Annotated in this window: 18 protein-coding genes; 6 read left to right on the top strand and 12 right to left on the bottom strand. The window is 67.1% G+C overall.

The genetic code is table 11. The features are described from left to right. Positions 1-123 precede the first annotated feature (123 nt). On the top strand, positions 124-567 hold the full coding sequence (locus tag BAU07_RS19640; RefSeq protein WP_066661288.1) for a hypothetical protein: 444 nt from the start codon (positions 124-126) through the stop codon (positions 565-567). Between the two features lie 49 nt (positions 568-616). Here BAU07_RS19640 and BAU07_RS19635 read toward each other — a convergent pair whose 3' ends face one another. Genes BAU07_RS19635 through BAU07_RS19625 form a run of 3 tightly spaced genes read right to left on the bottom strand, consistent with a single transcriptional unit; the run spans position 617 to position 2,775 of the window. After that, a complete protein-coding gene (locus tag BAU07_RS19635; RefSeq protein WP_066665577.1) occupies positions 617-1,345 on the bottom strand; it encodes a TetR/AcrR family transcriptional regulator in 729 nt (242 codons plus the stop codon). 8 nt (positions 1,346-1,353) lie between these two features. Beyond that, complete coding sequence (locus BAU07_RS19630) at positions 1,354-1,794, bottom strand: GlcG/HbpS family heme-binding protein (protein ID WP_066661285.1); 441 nt, start codon at positions 1,792-1,794, stop codon at positions 1,354-1,356. Between the two features lie 15 nt (positions 1,795-1,809). After that, on the bottom strand, positions 1,810-2,775 hold the full coding sequence (locus BAU07_RS19625) for a Bug family tripartite tricarboxylate transporter substrate binding protein (RefSeq protein WP_066661282.1): 966 nt from the start codon (positions 2,773-2,775) through the stop codon (positions 1,810-1,812). A 110-nt stretch (positions 2,776-2,885) separates the two neighbouring features. Here BAU07_RS19625 and BAU07_RS19620 point away from each other — a divergent pair, with 110 nt between their 5' ends. Next, entirely contained in the window at positions 2,886-4,139 is a 1,254-nt protein-coding gene (locus BAU07_RS19620; RefSeq protein ID WP_198168825.1) for an LVIVD repeat-containing protein, read from the top strand. Positions 4,140-4,161: 22 nt separating this feature from the next. Then, positions 4,162-5,211, top strand: coding sequence for a CobW family GTP-binding protein (locus tag BAU07_RS19615; RefSeq protein WP_066661275.1), 1,050 nt, complete (start codon positions 4,162-4,164; stop codon positions 5,209-5,211). Positions 5,212-5,230: 19 nt separating this feature from the next. Here BAU07_RS19615 and BAU07_RS19610 read toward each other — a convergent pair whose 3' ends face one another. The 7 genes from BAU07_RS19610 to BAU07_RS19580 all read right to left on the bottom strand — a co-directional run bounded on the left by BAU07_RS19610 (position 5,231) and on the right by BAU07_RS19580 (position 11,757). After that, entirely contained in the window at positions 5,231-6,151 is a 921-nt protein-coding gene (locus BAU07_RS19610; protein ID WP_084025881.1) for an NAD(P)-dependent oxidoreductase, read from the bottom strand. Positions 6,152-6,270: 119 nt separating this feature from the next. Beyond that, positions 6,271-7,239: a Bug family tripartite tricarboxylate transporter substrate binding protein gene (locus BAU07_RS19605; protein WP_066661268.1), complete on the bottom strand. Its 969-nt coding sequence runs from the start codon at positions 7,237-7,239 to the stop codon at positions 6,271-6,273. 69 nt (positions 7,240-7,308) lie between these two features. Beyond that, complete coding sequence (locus BAU07_RS19600; protein WP_066661266.1) at positions 7,309-8,247, bottom strand: SMP-30/gluconolactonase/LRE family protein; 939 nt, start codon at positions 8,245-8,247, stop codon at positions 7,309-7,311. 23 nt (positions 8,248-8,270) lie between these two features. After that, a complete protein-coding gene (locus BAU07_RS19595) occupies positions 8,271-9,089 on the bottom strand; it encodes an amidohydrolase family protein (RefSeq protein ID WP_066661264.1) in 819 nt (272 codons plus the stop codon). Positions 9,090-9,203: 114 nt separating this feature from the next. Then, positions 9,204-10,193, bottom strand: coding sequence for a Bug family tripartite tricarboxylate transporter substrate binding protein (locus BAU07_RS19590; protein ID WP_066661259.1), 990 nt, complete (start codon positions 10,191-10,193; stop codon positions 9,204-9,206). A gap of 107 nt (positions 10,194-10,300) precedes the next feature. Next, positions 10,301-11,101: an SDR family NAD(P)-dependent oxidoreductase gene (locus tag BAU07_RS19585; RefSeq protein WP_066661244.1), complete on the bottom strand. Its 801-nt coding sequence runs from the start codon at positions 11,099-11,101 to the stop codon at positions 10,301-10,303. 71 nt (positions 11,102-11,172) lie between these two features. Beyond that, positions 11,173-11,757 carry a carboxymuconolactone decarboxylase family protein gene (locus BAU07_RS19580; protein WP_066661241.1) on the bottom strand — a complete coding sequence of 195 codons (585 nt, stop codon included), beginning with the start codon at positions 11,755-11,757 and terminating at the stop codon, positions 11,173-11,175. A gap of 116 nt (positions 11,758-11,873) precedes the next feature. Here BAU07_RS19580 and BAU07_RS19575 point away from each other — a divergent pair, with 116 nt between their 5' ends. The 3 genes from BAU07_RS19575 to BAU07_RS19565 all read left to right on the top strand — a co-directional run bounded on the left by BAU07_RS19575 (position 11,874) and on the right by BAU07_RS19565 (position 13,826). Next, the gene (locus BAU07_RS19575) at positions 11,874-12,758 is read left to right on the top strand and encodes a LysR substrate-binding domain-containing protein (RefSeq protein ID WP_066661232.1); all 885 of its coding nucleotides are present in this window, start codon (positions 11,874-11,876) and stop codon (positions 12,756-12,758) included. Between the two features lie 98 nt (positions 12,759-12,856). Further along, positions 12,857-13,441: a hypothetical protein gene (locus tag BAU07_RS19570; protein WP_066661224.1), complete on the top strand. Its 585-nt coding sequence runs from the start codon at positions 12,857-12,859 to the stop codon at positions 13,439-13,441. A 127-nt stretch (positions 13,442-13,568) separates the two neighbouring features. Then, entirely contained in the window at positions 13,569-13,826 is a 258-nt protein-coding gene (locus BAU07_RS19565; protein ID WP_066661222.1) for a hypothetical protein, read from the top strand. 193 nt (positions 13,827-14,019) lie between these two features. Here the strand turns inward: BAU07_RS19565 and BAU07_RS19560 are convergent, their stop codons facing one another. Continuing rightward, on the bottom strand, positions 14,020-14,268 hold the full coding sequence (locus BAU07_RS19560; protein ID WP_066661220.1) for a hypothetical protein: 249 nt from the start codon (positions 14,266-14,268) through the stop codon (positions 14,020-14,022). Between the two features lie 108 nt (positions 14,269-14,376). Further along, positions 14,377-15,477: a calcium:cation antiporter gene (locus BAU07_RS19555; RefSeq protein WP_066665574.1), complete on the bottom strand. Its 1,101-nt coding sequence runs from the start codon at positions 15,475-15,477 to the stop codon at positions 14,377-14,379. Positions 15,478-15,491 lie beyond the last annotated feature (14 nt).

Genomic DNA, 15,491 nt, shown 5'->3' with positions numbered 1-15,491 from the left:
ACTCCGGGGGATGGATGGGTGGCGCGGAGACCAGCGTGCGCCGAGGGCGCCAACCCAGCAACCGGCATGCCCGGCCCGGGTACGTGGATTGCGGCGCAATGCCACTCGTACTGGAGGTCTGCCATGAATACCCTGAAAGACACGGCGCGCGGCCTGGCGATGGAGCTAGGCATCGAATCCCCCTTGGACGCCCGGCACATCCAGGGCGAGGCGGATCCGTCCGCGCATCAGTTCGCGCTGTCGACCGCCGCCGGCCGGCTATATATCCAGAACGCCGCAGGCAAGGTGATCGAAGTCGGTGACCTGGTCGAGGAGCAGGGCACTTATGCCTACCGCCTGGACCAGGGCACGATTCAGGGCCAGGATCTGCCCGATCTGGGCAGCGTTCTGAGGCACCTGGCGGCACAGTTGACTTACCTCTACGTGGATGGGCTGTTCCGGCAATTGCCCGATAGCGCCGCCGAAGCCAATGCGCATTCGATGTCGGTGCCGCCCCTGCACGTGACGCTGGCCGAGGGCACGGACGAATTGCGCGGGCCGGCCGGCACGGAGACCCTGGTCCGCTGACGCGGCGCGGCGCGCGCATCGAAGCCGCGCTGGACCGCGGAGGCGGGTGCTATGCGCGCCCGCCTGCCGGCCGCCTCGCCGGGACGCGGGCACGCGCCGCGTCGTGCTGTTCCTGGATAAGCCGCGGATAGACGGCCCGGGCGCCCGCCAGGAAGTTGTCCACGGCGTAGCGCACCTTGTCGTCGAAGTCCACTTCCATCGGGGATTGGTAAATCGTCTCGCGAATGGCGGTGTAGAACAGGCCGTCGTGCAGGGTCCAGTAGAACTCGATCTCCTGCTCGGAAACGGGCGCGTCCTCGCGCACGCCGCAGTAGTCGCGCAATTCCAGGCAGCAAGGTATCAACAGTTCTTTTTTCAGCAATTGCAGATAGCGGCGGTTCAGGCCGCTGCTTTCCAGGCCCGCGAACATATAGATGCGGATCCATTCGGGCTGGTAGGTCGCGCGCGCGTATTCACGATAGAAGCGCACCAGCCTTTCGGCCAGGGGTACGGCGCGGTCCTGCAGCAACGTCACCCATTGGGGCTGCCACCGGCCCATGAAGACATGCAGGTAGACCTTGTCGATGAGGTCCTGCTTGGACTTGAAGTACCGGTACAGCAGCGGCTGCGTAATGCCCAGGCGTTGCGACAGCTCGCGCGTATGGCCCGCGAAGCCTTTCTCGGAGAAATAGCGGATGGCCCCATGCAGGATCTGCTGCTCCCGCTCCTCGGCCCGCAGCCGCGGCTTCTTGGCCGCTGCGACAGGCGTCTGGCGGGGGGGCTGGGTAGCGGACGCCATGGATCCGCTCACAAAGGGTCGCCCGTGTCCGGCGTCAGCCCGGCGGACCGCACGGCCGGGATCAGGCAAAGCTCGTCATTGTCCGAGGTATCGCCCGAGATGCCGATGGCGCCGATAACCTGGCCTCCGGCATCGCGGATCAAGGCACCTCCGGCGACCGGGGCCAGGCGGCCTTCGGATATCGCATTCAAGGAGGCGAAGAAGGCCGGGGCGCCCTGCGCCCGGCGGGCGAGTTCGCGGCCTCCCAGGCCCATGCCCAGGACGCCCCAGGCCTTGGCCATGGCGAGCTGCGGACGCATGATGCCCGAGCCGTCCGAGCGTTTCAGGACGACCAGATGGCCGCCCGCGTCCATGATGGCCACGGTCAGCGGCGCGAAGCCACGGTCGCGGCCCTGGCGCAGGGCCTCGTCGGCAATGCGATCGGCCTGGTCCAGAAGTACATTGCTCATACTGCGATCTCCTTTTCAATCCACCCGGATACCGTTTTCCTTGATGATGCGCGCGTACTTCGCGATTTCAGCCTGGTTGAATTTCTTCAGTTCCGCCGGGCTGGAATGCATGGCTTGCACACCCAGGTCGTAGTAAAGCTGCACCAGCGCCGGATTGCTCATGGCCTGGTCGATGGCGGCGCGATAGCGCTGCACCACGTCCGCGGGCGTCCGCGCCGGCAGGTACACGCCCCAGGAATTTAGCGCGACGAGGCCGGCCAGGCCACTTTCGGCGAAGGTCGGCACGTCGGGCAACTGCGCGGCCCGCTCCGCGCTGGTTATGGCCAGGGCCCGCAGCCGGCCGGCCTTGATGTACTGCATGACCGCCTGGGTGTCGGCGATGATCATGTCGATCTGGCCCCCCATCACGTCATTGACGGCCGCCACCCCGCCTTTGTAGGGCACGTGCTGCATCTGGATGCCGGCTGCGTCGTCGAGCATCTCGCCGCTCAGGTGCGCCAGCGTGCCGGCGCCCCCGGAACCGAAATTCAGGCTGCCCGGCTTGGCCTTGGCGGCCCGTATCAGGTCCGCCAGCGTCTTGTAGGGCGATTTCGGGTTTACCACCAGCACGCAGGGACCCGTGGCCACCAGCGAGATGGGGATGAAGTCGCGGTCCAGGTCATAGGGCACCTTGGTCAGCAGCGGGTTCACCAGGGTGGGGCCCATATTGCCCAGCATGAAGGTATAGCCGTCGGCAGGCTGGCGCGCGGCATAGTCGGTGCCGAGCGTGCCGGCCGCGCCGGGCTTGTTGTCCACGATGACGGGTTGCTTCCACACCTCGCTCAGTTTCTGGGCCAGAATGCGTGCCATCAGGTCGGAGGCGCCGCCGGGCGGATAGGCGACGACGAGGTGGACAGGGCGGTCGGGGAAACTGGCGGCGGCCACGCTCGCCCATAGGGCGAACACGGCCGCGACCAGGAAGGTCGGGTATCGGCGGTACATTGTTTGTCTCCAGGTGTGGTGCGGCCCCGTTCATTGCGGGTGCCTTTGCGGATATACTATCGATCGATAAATTAGAAAGCAATTCTTAAATTCCAAGCGGGAAGGGTCTCATGGCAAATTTCAGCAGCCCCAGCCAGGCCGGTCGGGCCGATCAAACGCTGGCGCACAACATGAAGCTGTTGGCGCACCACGAACTGCAAGGCTTTGGCGGACTGGGCGAAGGTATCGCGATGCAGCAGACCGATGACGGTCGCCGCATCCTGTGGCTGGCGCATGAATCGGCGCCGAAGAATTTCACGGCCGTCGACGTGACCGACCCGCGCCAGCCGCGCGTGGTGGTGCAGACCGACCTGCCGCACATGAAGGTACGTTCGAATTCGCTGGACGTGTGCGGCAATGTCATGGCGGTGGCCTACCAGGTACAGTCGCCGGGCATGACGCCCGCCGGGTTCGACCTGTTCGACATCAGCGTTCCCGAAAAGCCGCGGCTGCTGTCGCACTTCGACTGCTCCGGACCGTATTCCCGCGGCGTGCACGCCTTATGGTTCGTGGACGGCAAGACGGTGCACATGGCCTCCGGCGCGCCCGACTTCCAGCCGCACAATCAGCTGGACGACCAGATCTATCGCATCATCGACGTCAGCGACCTGGGCAAGCCGGTGGAGGCGGGCCGCTGGTGGTACCCCGGCACCCGCGTGGGCGACAAGGAAGCCCCGCCGCCGCGCCTGCCCGCCAAATTCGATACGGGGTTTCGCGCCCACAACACCAACGTGTTCCCGGAGCGGCCCGACCGCGCCTATGTCGGCTATATCGACGGTGGCGCCGTGGTGCTGGATATCTCCGACACCTCGAACATCAAGGTGGTGTCGCAATGGAACCACTCGCCGCCGAACAATGGCTTCACGCATACCGTGCTGCCGCTGTTCGAGCGCGACCTGTGGATCGTCAGCGACGAATGCGTGCAGGACGATGGCGCCGACTGGCCCAAGCTGGTGTGGGTGGTGAATGCCCGGTCCGAAGCGAATCCGCTGCCCATCAGCACCTTCCCGATGCCGTCCGTGGAAGCCTTCGCAAGGCGGGGAGGACGCTTCGGCGCCCATAACCTGCACGAAAACCTCCCGCTGCCCGTATCGTTCAAGTCGGACACGCTGATCATCGGCACCTTCTTCAATGGCGGCGTACGGGTGTTCGATACCAGCGACCCCTATCACGTCGAGGAAGTGGCCTACTACGTGCCCGGGGCGCCCAAGCTGTCGCCGGCCGGCGCCATCCAGTTGAACGACGTGTATGTGGACGATCGGCGCCTGGTCTACACGGTGGACCGCTTCAGCGGTGGCCTGTACATCCTTGAAATGACGATCTGAGCGCCGCGGCGGGAGGGCCTGCATGGCATATCAGCGCGATCCGCTGGCGGGCAAGCTGCCCGTCACGCTCATCACCGGCTTTCTGGGCAGCGGCAAGACCACGCTGATCCGCCGCCTGCTCACCCATCCCGACATGAACCGGGTGGCGGTGGTGATCAACGAAGTCGGCGAAATCGGCATCGACAACGATCTCGTGGTCATGTCGTCGGAGAATGTCAGCCTGCTGGCCAACGGCTGCCTGTGCTGCACCGTGCGCACCGACCTGCAGGATACGCTGCGCGAGCTCTTCGGCCAGCGGCGCGCCGGCCAGATCGCCGACTTCGATCGCGTCGTCATCGAAACCACCGGGCTGGCCGATCCGGCGCCTGTCATCCAGACCCTGGCCAGCGATACCATGCTGGGCGCGCAATACCGGCTGGACGGCGTGGTGACCCTCGTCGATGCGGTGAACGGCCCGGATCAACTCGCGGTGCAGCCGGAGGCGGTCAAGCAGGTCGCGGTGGCCGACCTGCTGGTCATCACCAAGGAAGACCTGGCGCAGCCCGCGGCGGTCCAGACCCTCACTGAAACGCTGCGTGGTATCAACGGCAACGCGGCAGTCAGGCACACCAGCATGGGGCAGATCGAACCGGTGGAACTGACGGGCCTGGGCTTGACCAGCGCGCGCGCTTCGGCCGGCGCGCTGCGCTTCCTGGGGGCCGCGTTCGACGAGGCCTTCTCGGAGGGGCAAGACGCGGCCTACCTGGGCGCGCGATTGCCCGCCCGGCACGCGCCGGACATCCAGACCCTGGCCCTGCGCTTCGACGCGCCGTTCACGTGGGAGACCTTTGCCGCCGCAATGGACATGCTGATCAGCCTGCGCGGCGTGGACCTGCTGCGCGTGAAGGGCATCGTCAACGTGGAAGGCAAGCCCGTGGTCGTGCAGGCGGTGCAGCACATCATGCATCCGCCCGTGACCCTGGACGATTGGCCCAGCGAGGACCGGGGCTCGCGGCTGGTCTTCATTACGCGCAACATCAAGGCCGCGGCCATACGCGGCCTGTTCGACGCCGTCGGCGCGATACGCGACTGAACGCCCGCTGTCCGGTGATTCAGCGCCCGGGCGCCGACATCTTGTCCAGCACGTCGTAGACCGCCGCGGTATCGGCGTCGCCGTGGCCCATGCCCATGGCGGCGTTGTACACGGGAATGCAGGCATTGAAGAGGGGCGCCGGCACGTTGCCTTCGGCCAGGGCCGCGGCAATCAACTTCATATCCTTCTGCCAGGTGCTGACCTTCATGGTCGCGGCATCCCAGGTGCCGGCGCTCATGACCGGCCCGCGTACCTCCAGCATGCGCGATCCGCCGGCGCCGTCGGCCAGGACCTTGACGGCCAGGTCCATGTCGATGCCCATGCGCTGGCCCATGAGCAGGGCCTCGGCCGCCGAAATATTGTGTATGGCTACCAGCAGGTTGGCCATAAGCTTCATGCGCATGCCGTTGCCGAAGGCGCCGATGTTGTAGGTGACGCGCGCGAAGCCGTCGAACACCGGCTGCATCGCCGCGATCGCGGATGGGTCGCCGCTGGCGTAGACCGCCAGGTCCTTGTTCACCGCCTGGGCGCCCGTGCCGGACAGCGGGCAGTCGAGCAGGGTAATGCCGCTCGGCTGGAGCAGCTCGGCGGCCCGTTGCTTGGCCTCCAGGTTCAAGGTGCTGGTTTCCGCGACGCACAGGCCGCGGGCGCCCACCGCGGCGATGCGGCGTGCCAGGTCGGCCAGTACCGCGTCGCTGGGCAGGCAAAGCACGAGGAATTGCGCGGACCGGATGGTGTCTTCCGGGTTGTCGGTGGGCGTGCCGCCCGCGCGCGTCAGTGCCTGGCGCGCCGCCGCGAGCGGATCGTAGCCGACCACCCTGTAGCCAGCCTGCACCAGGTTCGCGGCGATCGCCGAACCCATGATCCCGATGCCGAGCACGCCCACGGTGGCGCGGCCTTTCGGGGAGATGGCGGGGGAGAAAGCGGAGGAGGTGGACACGGCGTTCCTTCAGCGGCGGCGCCCGCGGCACGCCGCGCCGGAGTGGGGCGCCGGACCGTGTGCCGCGGTAGTTGATCCATCGATAACTTAGAAGTATACCGCCGCCGCCGCAGGCGTGTTCATTCCCCCCGGATGTTGCCGGCCTCGATCACGCGATGCCACTTCTCCGTGTCGCTGGCGATAAGCCGGGCAAACTCCTGCGCCGTCGTCGCGGTGGGCTCGACGCCTTGGGCCGCCAGGCTGTCGCGCAATGTCTTGCTGGACAGGGCCCTGTCCACCGCCGCGTTCAGGCGTGCAAGGGTCTCCGCCGGCACCGCCGCGGGGGCCAGGACGCCATACCAGTTGCTGGCTTCGACGTTGGGGATACCCAGTTCCGCCAGCGTCGGAACGTCGGGCAGCGCGGACAGGCGCGCGGGCGCGGCGACCCCGATGGGCTTCAGCGCCTTGTCCTTGATGAACGGCATCAGGCCGGAGATATCGCCGAAGAAGGCGTCGACGTGGCCGCCCATGGTGTCGGTGATGGCCGGCGCCGCGCCCTTGTAGGCGACATGCAGGAAATTGACGCCGGTCGATGCGTTGAACAGCGCGAGCGCCATGTGGGGCATGCTGCCGATGCCCGACGACGCGATGTTGCCGGGTTGGTCGCGCTTGCGGGCGTTGTCGACGAATTCGCGTGCAGTGCGCGCCGGGTTCCCGGGCGAAACGACGAGTACCTCGGGCGTGTTCACGACCAGGGAGACCGGCGCGAAGTCCTTGCGCGGGTCGTAGGGCAGCTTGGGATACAGGGAAGGATTGATGACGATGGCGCCCGCCGACGTCAGCCACAGCACGGAGCCGTCCGCGGGCCCGCGCATGACGTAATTGGCCGCGATTGCGCCGTTGGCGCCGGGCCGGTTTTCCACGATCACGTTGCCGCCCAACTGGGTCTCCATTTCCTTGGCCAGCAGGCGTGCCAGTGTGTCAGCCGGGCCGCCGGGCGGAAAGGCCACGATCAGCCGGGTAACAGGGGCGGCGTGGGAGGCGTATGCCAGCGTGGCGAGGATAAAGCACAGGAAAAGGCGCCCGAACGACGGGAACAGGGATCTCATCGGGATCTCCGCAAGAAAAGAAACAAAGGGGAAATGTGCGCGTGCGCCGCGCAAGGCGGCGCCGCGCGCCTAGCCGCCCGGGGCGCCTTGCGTGTTGACGTAAAGCGCGTAGATGGACGTGCACGAAGCCATGAAAAGCCGGTTGCGGTGCTTGCCGCCGAAGCAGAGGTTGGCGCAGCGTTCCGGCAAGGAGATATGCCCGATGGCTTCTCCCTGCGGCGAGAACACGCGCACGCCGTCCAGCTCGGCCGTGCCCATGCCCCAGCCGCACCACAGGTTGCCGTGGATATCGACCCGGAAACCGTCGGGTGTCCCGGGGCCGGCATCGACCAGCACGCGGCTGTCGCGCAGGCCTGTGCCGTCCGCCGTCACGTCGAAGACGCGTATCGTGCGCGGACGGGCGCGTGACTCAATGACGTACAGACGGGACTCGTCCGGAGAAAACGCCAGTCCGTTGGGCCCGTTCACGTCATCGGCCACGACCTCGAGCCGGCCCTCGGCGGGATCCAGGCGGTAGACATGGGCCGGCAATTCCTGTTCTGCCATCTCGCCCTGGTAGTACCCGAGGATGCCGAAGGGCGGGTCGGTGAACCAGATCGAGCCATCGGATTTCACGACGACGTCATTGGGCGAGTTCAGGCGCTTGCCGTCGTAGCAGTCGGCCAGGACTGTGATGCGGCCGTCGTGTTCGGTGCGCGTGACGCGCCGCCCGCCGTGTTCGCAGGTAATGAGCCGGCCCTGGCGGTCGCGCGTATTGCCGTTGGCATGGTTCGCAGGCCCGCGATAGACGCCGACCTGGCCCGTCGGCTCGTCCCAGCGCAGGATGCGGTCGTTGGGGATATCGCTCCACAGCAGGTAGCGGCCATCGCCGAACCACACCGGGCCTTCGGCCCAGCGGCAGCCCGTGGCCAGGCGTTCGACGGCCGCGAGCGGCAGATGGAGTTTTTCGAAGGCCGGCGACAGCGCGCGTATGGCCGGGTCGGGATAGCGTTGTGCGGGTTCCCACATCGGGCGTCTCCTGGAACTGCGCGTCAGCCGTACAGGCGGGCAGGGTTGTGTGTCAGCACCGCCTTGGCGGTGGCTTCGTCGCCGCAGGCGCGCCGTACCAGGGCCAGCAGCGCGGCGTCATCCGGCGGCGCGTACCTCACGTTGACGTGCGGCCAATCGCTGCCCCACACGCTGCGTTCGGGTGCGGCCTGGACGAGGCCGCGGATTTGCTGCAACGCGTCTTCCGGGCTGCCGTCCGTCACGCGGTCCGCGCCCGATACCTTGATCCAGACCTCCGGCGATTCCAGCCTGTGCAGCAGCGCCTGTCCGGCGTGCGATTGCAGGCCGCCCCGGGCGGGCAGCCGCGCCATGTGGTCGATGACCTGGGGCACGCCGCAACCTTCGAGGGCCTGAAGAATGGTCAGCGTGTCGTCGGCCTCGGCATGGACCAGCACATGCCAGCCATAGGGCGCGACCCGCGCGATGCACTCCCGCATCCGCCCCGTGTCGATGGCGCTGCCGCCGCCGCCCAGGTGCGCCATGGCGCCCAGGCGTATGCCGCGCACGCCGGCGTCATGCATGGCCTGCAATGTCGGTTCCGGGATGTCGGGATCGATGACCGCTATCCCGCGGTATGCGCCTGCGCTGGCGGTCAGCGCGCCCACCAGCGCCGCGTGGTCGGGCCCATAGCAGGCGCCCTGCACAATCACGCCGCGCGTGACGCCCATGCGGGCATGCAGGGCACGCAGCGTGTCGAAAGGCGCTTCCGCGGGGCGATAGACCGCATCGGGCGGCAGCGGGTAGGTGTTCCAGGGGCCGAAGATATGGGTATGGCAATCCCAGACGTGATCATTGGATGTCATGGCATCTCACTGCAAGCGGGAAAGGGAAACGGGAAAAGAATGGGCAATGGCCGTCAGGGCATGCGCGCCGGCCCGGCGCATGGGGACCGGACCAGCCGGCAGGACGCGCACGCATCAGCTCGACGTGGCCCCGGTCTCCTTGATGATGTCGGTCCAGCGCCGGTACTCCGAGGCGATCAGATCGCCGTAGGCCCGGCCCGGGCCACCGGTCGCCTGCGCGCCCTGGGCCTTCAATGCGTCGATCGTGTCGGGCGCGCGCAGCACGGTCTCCATGGCGCCGTTCACCTTGGCGACTACCTCACCGGACAGATGCGCCGGTCCCACAATGCCTTGCCACGTGCCCGAATCGAAGCCCGGCAGCACGGTTTCCGCCAGTGTCGGGCAATCCGGCAGCACCGACACGCGCTGCGCGGTAGTCGCCGCGATCGCACGCAACTGCCCGTTCTTCACGTACGGCAGGAAGGCGTTGATGCTGCCCGACATCATGAAATCGATGCGGCCGGACAGGAGGTCCGGCAGGGCGGCGGCGTTGCCCTTGTAGGGAACATGGGTGAACTGCACGCCGGCCTGGCGGGCGAACAGTACGCTGGTCAGGTGATCTATGGTGCCATTGCCCGACGAGCCGAAGTTCAGTTTGCCGGGCTGGCGCTTGAGCAGCGCGATGAATTCCGCGGGCGTCGCGGCCTGCACCTTGGGGTTCACGATCAGCACCAGCGGCACGGTGGCGACATAGGCCACCGGCGTGAAGATCCGGGCCGGGTCCAGCTCCGGCCGGCCGAACAGGGCGGGGGATATGGAGATCGATGAACTGTTGTACAGGAATGTGTGGCCGTCGGCGGCGGATCCGGCGACCAGTTCGGACGCGATGTTGCCGCCGGCGCCGGGCCGGTTCTCGACCACGATGGATGCAGGCAGCTGCTCGCCCAGTTTCCTGGCTATGATGCGCGCCAGGACGTCGGTAGGGCCGCCCGGGGAAAAGGCCACCACCATGCGAATGGGGCGGTCGGGGTAGCCGGACGCGCGGACGGCGGGAGCGAGCGCGCCGAGCCCGCACGCCGCCATGGCCCGCAGCACCGTCCGTCGCTGGCCGGATATCGTTGTCATGCTGCTGTCTCCAGTTTCTTGCTGCGCGGGCCCCGCATCGCTCGCGCGTTGCGCCGGGCCCGCCGTGCCTGTGTGAAGTTCGGTTCAGGCGCGACCTGGTGCAGGCTTCAGTCGCAACGTACGCTCATGCCGCCATCCACGACGATTTCCGCGCCGGTCACGAAGCGGGCCTCGTCGGATGCCAGGAACAGGGCGGCATTGGCCGTATCGCGTCCATCGCCCATGAAATTCAGGGGAATGCGCGATTGGCGCTGCTTGAGCAGGGTTTCGACGTCGCCGCCGGCGCGTTGCTTGGCCAGGCGGGCCTCGACCATGGGCGTGTGCATCTGCCCCGGAATGACCGTGTTCACGCGTATGTTGCGGCTGGCGTATTCCACGGCCACCACGCGCGAAAACTGGATCACGCCCGCTTTGGCCGAGGCATAACCCACTTGCGCCGCGCCGGTCCAGCGGATGCCGGAGGTCGACGCCGTGTTCACGATCGCGCCCCCTCCCTGCGCTTCCATCAAGGGCAGTACATGCTTGCATGTGAGGAAGACGCTCTTCAGGTTGAAGGCGATCTGGGCGTCCCAGGTTTCCTCGGACAGGGTGACCGGGCCGCCCTTGGCCGAGCCGCCGACGTTGTTGACCAGGATGTCCACGCGGCCATATTGCTGATGGCAGGCCCGCACCATGGCCGCGACTTCGTCGTCACGCGTCACGTCGCAGGTCCAGGGCGTGGCCTCGCCGCCGGCGGCGCGCACGCGCTCCAGCGTCTCCGCCATGGCGTCGATGTTCTTGTCCACCGCGAATATCCGCGCGCCTTCCTCGGCGAAGCGCACGGCCACCGCGCGGCCATTGCCCCAACCCGGGCCGACGCATCCCGCGCCCGTCACGATCGCGATCTTGCCTTCCAGTCTTCCACCCATCGATGTCTCCTTGGTGCTGCATCTCTTTCCGCATGCCGGGGGCGCCCTGCGCGGGGCCCGCCCGCGCGCATTCATGTCGTCCGCGTGCCGCCCGCGGTGTCCGGCCCGGCTGCGAGTTCGACAGGCTCGCCTTCCGGCGGTTGTACGTCGAATACATTCAGCGTCATCGATACCAGGGTGTAGTAGCCGGCGATGCCGACAAGATCGATGATGCCGGTCTCCCCCAGCGCCAGCACGGCTTTCTGGTACAGCGCATCGGGGATGCGCCGCTGCGCATGCAATGTCGTCAGGAATTCGTGCACCAGCGCTTCGTCGGCGTTGGCATAGGGAATCGGCTGGCCATCGCGCAGGGCGTCGATCATGGCGGGCGACACGCCACCCTTGAGCGCCATCGGCTTGTGCGCCCACCATTCGAATTCGGACTGCCACAACCTGGCCAGGACCAGGATGGCCCATTCGGAGAGCCGCGGCGGCAGGCTGGTGTCGTAGCGGCAGTAGCGGCCCAGGGCCTGCGCGGGGTCCGCCAGGCCGGGCCGGTGCAGCCAGACGGCCAGCGGGCCGCGCACCCGGCCGCGCGGGCCGCTGGCGATGAGGTCGTGGATGCGTTGCTGTTCGGCGCTCATCTGGCCGGGTTGCAACGGTTCGATGCGTGGCATGGGGCGTCTCCTTGGCGTGGTGGTCGATTATTCTGCGCAGCGACGCACCAGCGGTCCAATATATTTTTCTGAACCAATTGATTCCAAAATAGAATTACATAAAACGGACCTTCCGCATGGACCCCAAATCGCTGCGCTACTTCCTCGCCGTGGCCGAGGAACTCCATTTCGGCCGTGCCGCCGACCGCTTGCATATCTCCCAGCCGCCGCTGACCAAGCATATCCAGCAACTGGAGGCACGCCTGGGCGTGATGCTGTTCGACCGCAACAAGCGCAACGTGCGGCTGACGCCGGCAGGCTTCACCCTGGTGGAGGAGGCGCGGCGCCTGCTCGCGCAGACCGAACAGTCCATGCGCGCGGTACAGCGCAGCGCACTGGGCGACACCGGCCGCGTGCGCATCGGCTTCGTGGCGGCGGTGCTGTTCATGGGTGTGGAGCGGGTGTTTCGCCGCATCGACCGGGAGCTGTCCGGCATCGACAGTGTCTGGGAGGAAATGGGGTCTTCCGAACAGATGGAGGCCCTGCAACAGGATCGCATCGACCTGGGCTTTGGGCAGATATCCCATGGCCTGGGAGACATGGCCTGCCATCGCGTCGCCAGCGTGCCGCTGGTCGTGGCCGTGCCGCAATCCCATCCGCTCGCGGCACAGCGCCGCATCCCGCTGGCGCGCCTGACCGACGACCCGTTCATCGTCATCCCGCGCCAAAGCGCGCCCAGCTTTCATGACCTGACGGTGGCCGCGTGCGTGGAAGCCGGCTTCAGCCCGAACATCCGCCACTACGCCAAGCACCTGGTGTCTATCGTCAGTCTGGTCGCCATGGGGCGCGGCGTGTCGCTGGTGCCGCGGTCGTTCGCGCGGGCGGCCCTTCCTGGCGTGGTGTTCCGGCCGATCGCCGGCGTCAAGGCGTACGCCGAGTATTCCGTCGTCTGGAACCCGCGCAACCGCTTGCCCGTTCTGCCGCGGGTGCTGGGCCTGCTGGGCGTTCCCGGCGTGGGCTGATCGGGTGGCATGACGCTTGCGGAGCCGTATCGATGCCCATCGGTACGCCGGGGGACACCAGAACAACATCGATACGCAAGCTTTCGAGGGAGGCTGATATGGCATTGATCGTCGCCGCACGGTTCACCACGTTCGAGCAGGCCCAGGCCGCGGCACGCGCGTTGTTCGCGCAGGGGTTTGCGGAAGATGACGTGCATATTTTCTATGTCAATACCGCCGGGGCGCATGCCCAGTACCCCATCGGCGGCGACCGCAAGGCCGATCCCGATGCGGGGGGCGCGCACTACGGTGCCATGCTGGGCGGCGCAGGCCTGGGCCTGATCGGGGCCGTGGCCGGCGGGCTGATCGGCGGGGCGCTGGAGCTTCCCTCGCTCGGTGTGCTGGCTGTGGCGGGCGTGGGCGCCTACATCGGGTCGCTGATAGGCGCGCTATGGGTGACCGGCCGGCGTCAGCCCGGCGTGAACCGCAGCCGCACGGCCGAGCATCCGGAACATCCGGAGGTCCGGTCCGCCGGGGTGCTGCTGGCCCTGCACACGGACCCGACGCGCCAGGATCAGGCGTGCAAGCTCCTGCGCGACGCCGGCGGCGAGGATGTCGAGCGTGCGCAGGGCCGCTGGCAAGAGGGCCGTTGGGTGGACTTCGACCCCTTGAAGGCGCCCGACCGGGAGGCCGGCACGGTGTAGCGGAGCCATCCCGCGCCGTCGCCGCCGCGCCCCCCGCGCCACGGGAAGGAATTACATCCGCCGATGCGAGCGCAAGGGACGGCATGCCGTTTGCAGTGCACGGCCTTCAGAACAAGAGGAGTACGCCATGGGGCAATACCGCAATTTCGAGATCGAGACCACCATCGTCCCTGATGCCGCGGGCCAGTACGAGGCCACCTTCGTCATCTACGACAAGCAGGCGGGGCAGACCCGGGACGCACATGCGTCCAAGTCGCAGGAGGGAAACGCCGAGGGGCGACGCTACGCCTTCCCGGCGGTGGGCAGCTACCTCACGCCGGAGGATGCCCGCGAGCAGACCGAGGCGTGGGCGCGCAAATGGATAGAGAACAACTTCTCGGGCTGAGGGATCGCGGCCAGCGCCGGCACATGCGACAACGGCGTTTCAGCGGATGGGCTGGAACGCCGTTTCCTTTTGCCGGGCAATTGAGCGATCGGGCGGGATGCCCGGCCGGTGGCAGCGATGGGTCGCCTGGGCCGCGCAGCGTCCGGATGCCATACCGCCGCTGCCGCGCGGGGCGTGAAGACCCCGGGCGCTTTCAGAGGACCGTGTATTCCGGCTTCCCGGAGGGCTGGATTCCCTTGACGGCCATCATCAGATAGCGGGCATGGCGCTCGGCTTCTTCCTGGCTCTCGAAGACCAGCGGCGAGGCGGCGTGGACGACGCTATCCTTCAGTCCCGCGCCGCGCTTGCGGGTGGTGACCCGCACGTGGTAATCGCGGCCACGGGAAAACACCTGGCATTGCACCCTGTAGCCGTCCACGGAAACACCTTCGTTCCAATCCATCTTGAACTCCTTTCTGCGTCATCCCTTCCCGGGGGCGCGCTGGTTCGTGCGTTGCAGCAAACGGGGCGTCACGAGCAAACGGCGTGCCTGGGGCTCGCGGGCCGGGCCCTACAGCCCGAGGCCGGTCACCATGAGGAAGGTCAGGAACAGCGCGAAGTGCGTCATGCCCTCGATCGCGTTGGTCTGCCCATCGTTCAGGTTGACCGCCGCCACGATCAGCGTGATGCCGGTCAGTACGACCTGGATGGGCGTCATGGCCATCTGGATAGGCATGCCGAGCAGCAGGCCCATCAAGGTGATGATGGGTACGGTCAAGGTCACCGTGGACAAGGACGCGCCCAGCGCGATGTTTACGGTGGATTGCATGCGGTTGGCGAGCGCCGCCCACAGCGCGGTCAGGATTTCCGGCCCGGCGGAGATCACGGCCACGACCAGGGCCAGCAGCGCGGCGGGGGCATGGGTATCGCGCAAGCCTTCCTGCAGGGCCTCTGACATAACTTCGGCCAGCGTGCCCACCAGCGCGACGCCCAGAACCATGACCAGCACGGAGTAGAGCGGGCGCACCTGCATCGCGGGATCCGCGACCCGGCGGGTTTTCTTCTCGGGATAGGCATAGCTGAAGAAATAGCTGTGCGGCCCCACCTGCATGCGCAGGAACACGCCGTACAACATCACCAGCGCGGCGATGGTAAAGCCGCCGTAGACCGGCCACCAGCGTGGCGGCACGAACTCCGGCACCACCATGGCGATGCCCATCGCCGTGAGGATCATGGCCGTGTAGGTGCGCGCGGAGTCGTCGTTATAGGATTGTTCGCCGTGCTTCAGGCCGCCGATCAGCGCAGCCAGGCCCAGCGTGCCGTTGATGTCCAGCATGACGGCTGCATAGATGCTGTCACGGGCGAGTGTCGCGGAATGGGTCTGCAGGATGACGATGGCGAGTACCAGTACTTCCACCATGACGGCCGACAACGTCAGGATCATTGTGCCGTAGGGATCCCCCACCTTGCGCGCCAGGACTTCGGCGTGGTGCGCCACGCTCATGGATGCAACGAGTATCGCCGCAAGCAGGACGGTGGCGGCCGCCAGCGTCGCCCATCGGCCCGCTGCCAGATACACCGGCGCGCTGGCAAAGGCCAGGATGCCGACGAGGAACGCCAGCAACAGCAGCTTTTCTTGCCTGAGCAGGGTATACGGCGACGGGGATGGCATGGCGCCGCCCTGGC

Source organism: Bordetella flabilis (assembly GCF_001676725.1).
GTDB classification, from domain to species: domain Bacteria; phylum Pseudomonadota; class Gammaproteobacteria; order Burkholderiales; family Burkholderiaceae_B; genus Bordetella_C; species Bordetella_C flabilis.
Note: the sequence above shows the minus strand (reverse complement) of the source record. Positions and strands in the feature narration are given on the sequence as shown.

Bases quoted from the DNA above. Each gene is read 5' to 3' on its own strand.
- BAU07_RS19590 (WP_066661259.1), bottom strand. From the start codon at position 10,193: ATGACAACGATATCCGGCCAGCGACGGACGGTGCTGCGGGCCATGGCG.
- BAU07_RS19625 (WP_066661282.1), bottom strand. From the start codon at position 2,775: ATGTACCGCCGATACCCGACCTTCCTGGTCGCGGCCGTGTTCGCCCTA.
- BAU07_RS19615 (WP_066661275.1), top strand. From the start codon at position 4,162: ATGGCATATCAGCGCGATCCGCTGGCGGGCAAGCTGCCCGTCACGCTC.
- BAU07_RS19575 (WP_066661232.1), top strand. From the start codon at position 11,874: ATGGACCCCAAATCGCTGCGCTACTTCCTCGCCGTGGCCGAGGAACTC.
- BAU07_RS19560 (WP_066661220.1), bottom strand. From the start codon at position 14,268: ATGGATTGGAACGAAGGTGTTTCCGTGGACGGCTACAGGGTGCAATGC.
- BAU07_RS19580 (WP_066661241.1), bottom strand. From the start codon at position 11,757: ATGCCACGCATCGAACCGTTGCAACCCGGCCAGATGAGCGCCGAACAG.
- BAU07_RS19640 (WP_066661288.1), top strand. From the start codon at position 124: ATGAATACCCTGAAAGACACGGCGCGCGGCCTGGCGATGGAGCTAGGC.
- BAU07_RS19620 (WP_198168825.1), top strand. From the start codon at position 2,886: ATGGCAAATTTCAGCAGCCCCAGCCAGGCCGGTCGGGCCGATCAAACG.
- BAU07_RS19630 (WP_066661285.1), bottom strand. From the start codon at position 1,794: ATGAGCAATGTACTTCTGGACCAGGCCGATCGCATTGCCGACGAGGCC.
- BAU07_RS19635 (WP_066665577.1), bottom strand. From the start codon at position 1,345: ATGGCGTCCGCTACCCAGCCCCCCCGCCAGACGCCTGTCGCAGCGGCC.
- BAU07_RS19585 (WP_066661244.1), bottom strand. From the start codon at position 11,101: ATGGGTGGAAGACTGGAAGGCAAGATCGCGATCGTGACGGGCGCGGGA.
- BAU07_RS19555 (WP_066665574.1), bottom strand. From the start codon at position 15,477: ATGCCATCCCCGTCGCCGTATACCCTGCTCAGGCAAGAAAAGCTGCTG.
- BAU07_RS19600 (WP_066661266.1), bottom strand. From the start codon at position 8,247: ATGTGGGAACCCGCACAACGCTATCCCGACCCGGCCATACGCGCGCTG.
- BAU07_RS19570 (WP_066661224.1), top strand. From the start codon at position 12,857: ATGGCATTGATCGTCGCCGCACGGTTCACCACGTTCGAGCAGGCCCAG.
- BAU07_RS19605 (WP_066661268.1), bottom strand. From the start codon at position 7,239: ATGAGATCCCTGTTCCCGTCGTTCGGGCGCCTTTTCCTGTGCTTTATC.
- BAU07_RS19565 (WP_066661222.1), top strand. From the start codon at position 13,569: ATGGGGCAATACCGCAATTTCGAGATCGAGACCACCATCGTCCCTGAT.
- BAU07_RS19595 (WP_066661264.1), bottom strand. From the start codon at position 9,089: ATGACATCCAATGATCACGTCTGGGATTGCCATACCCATATCTTCGGC.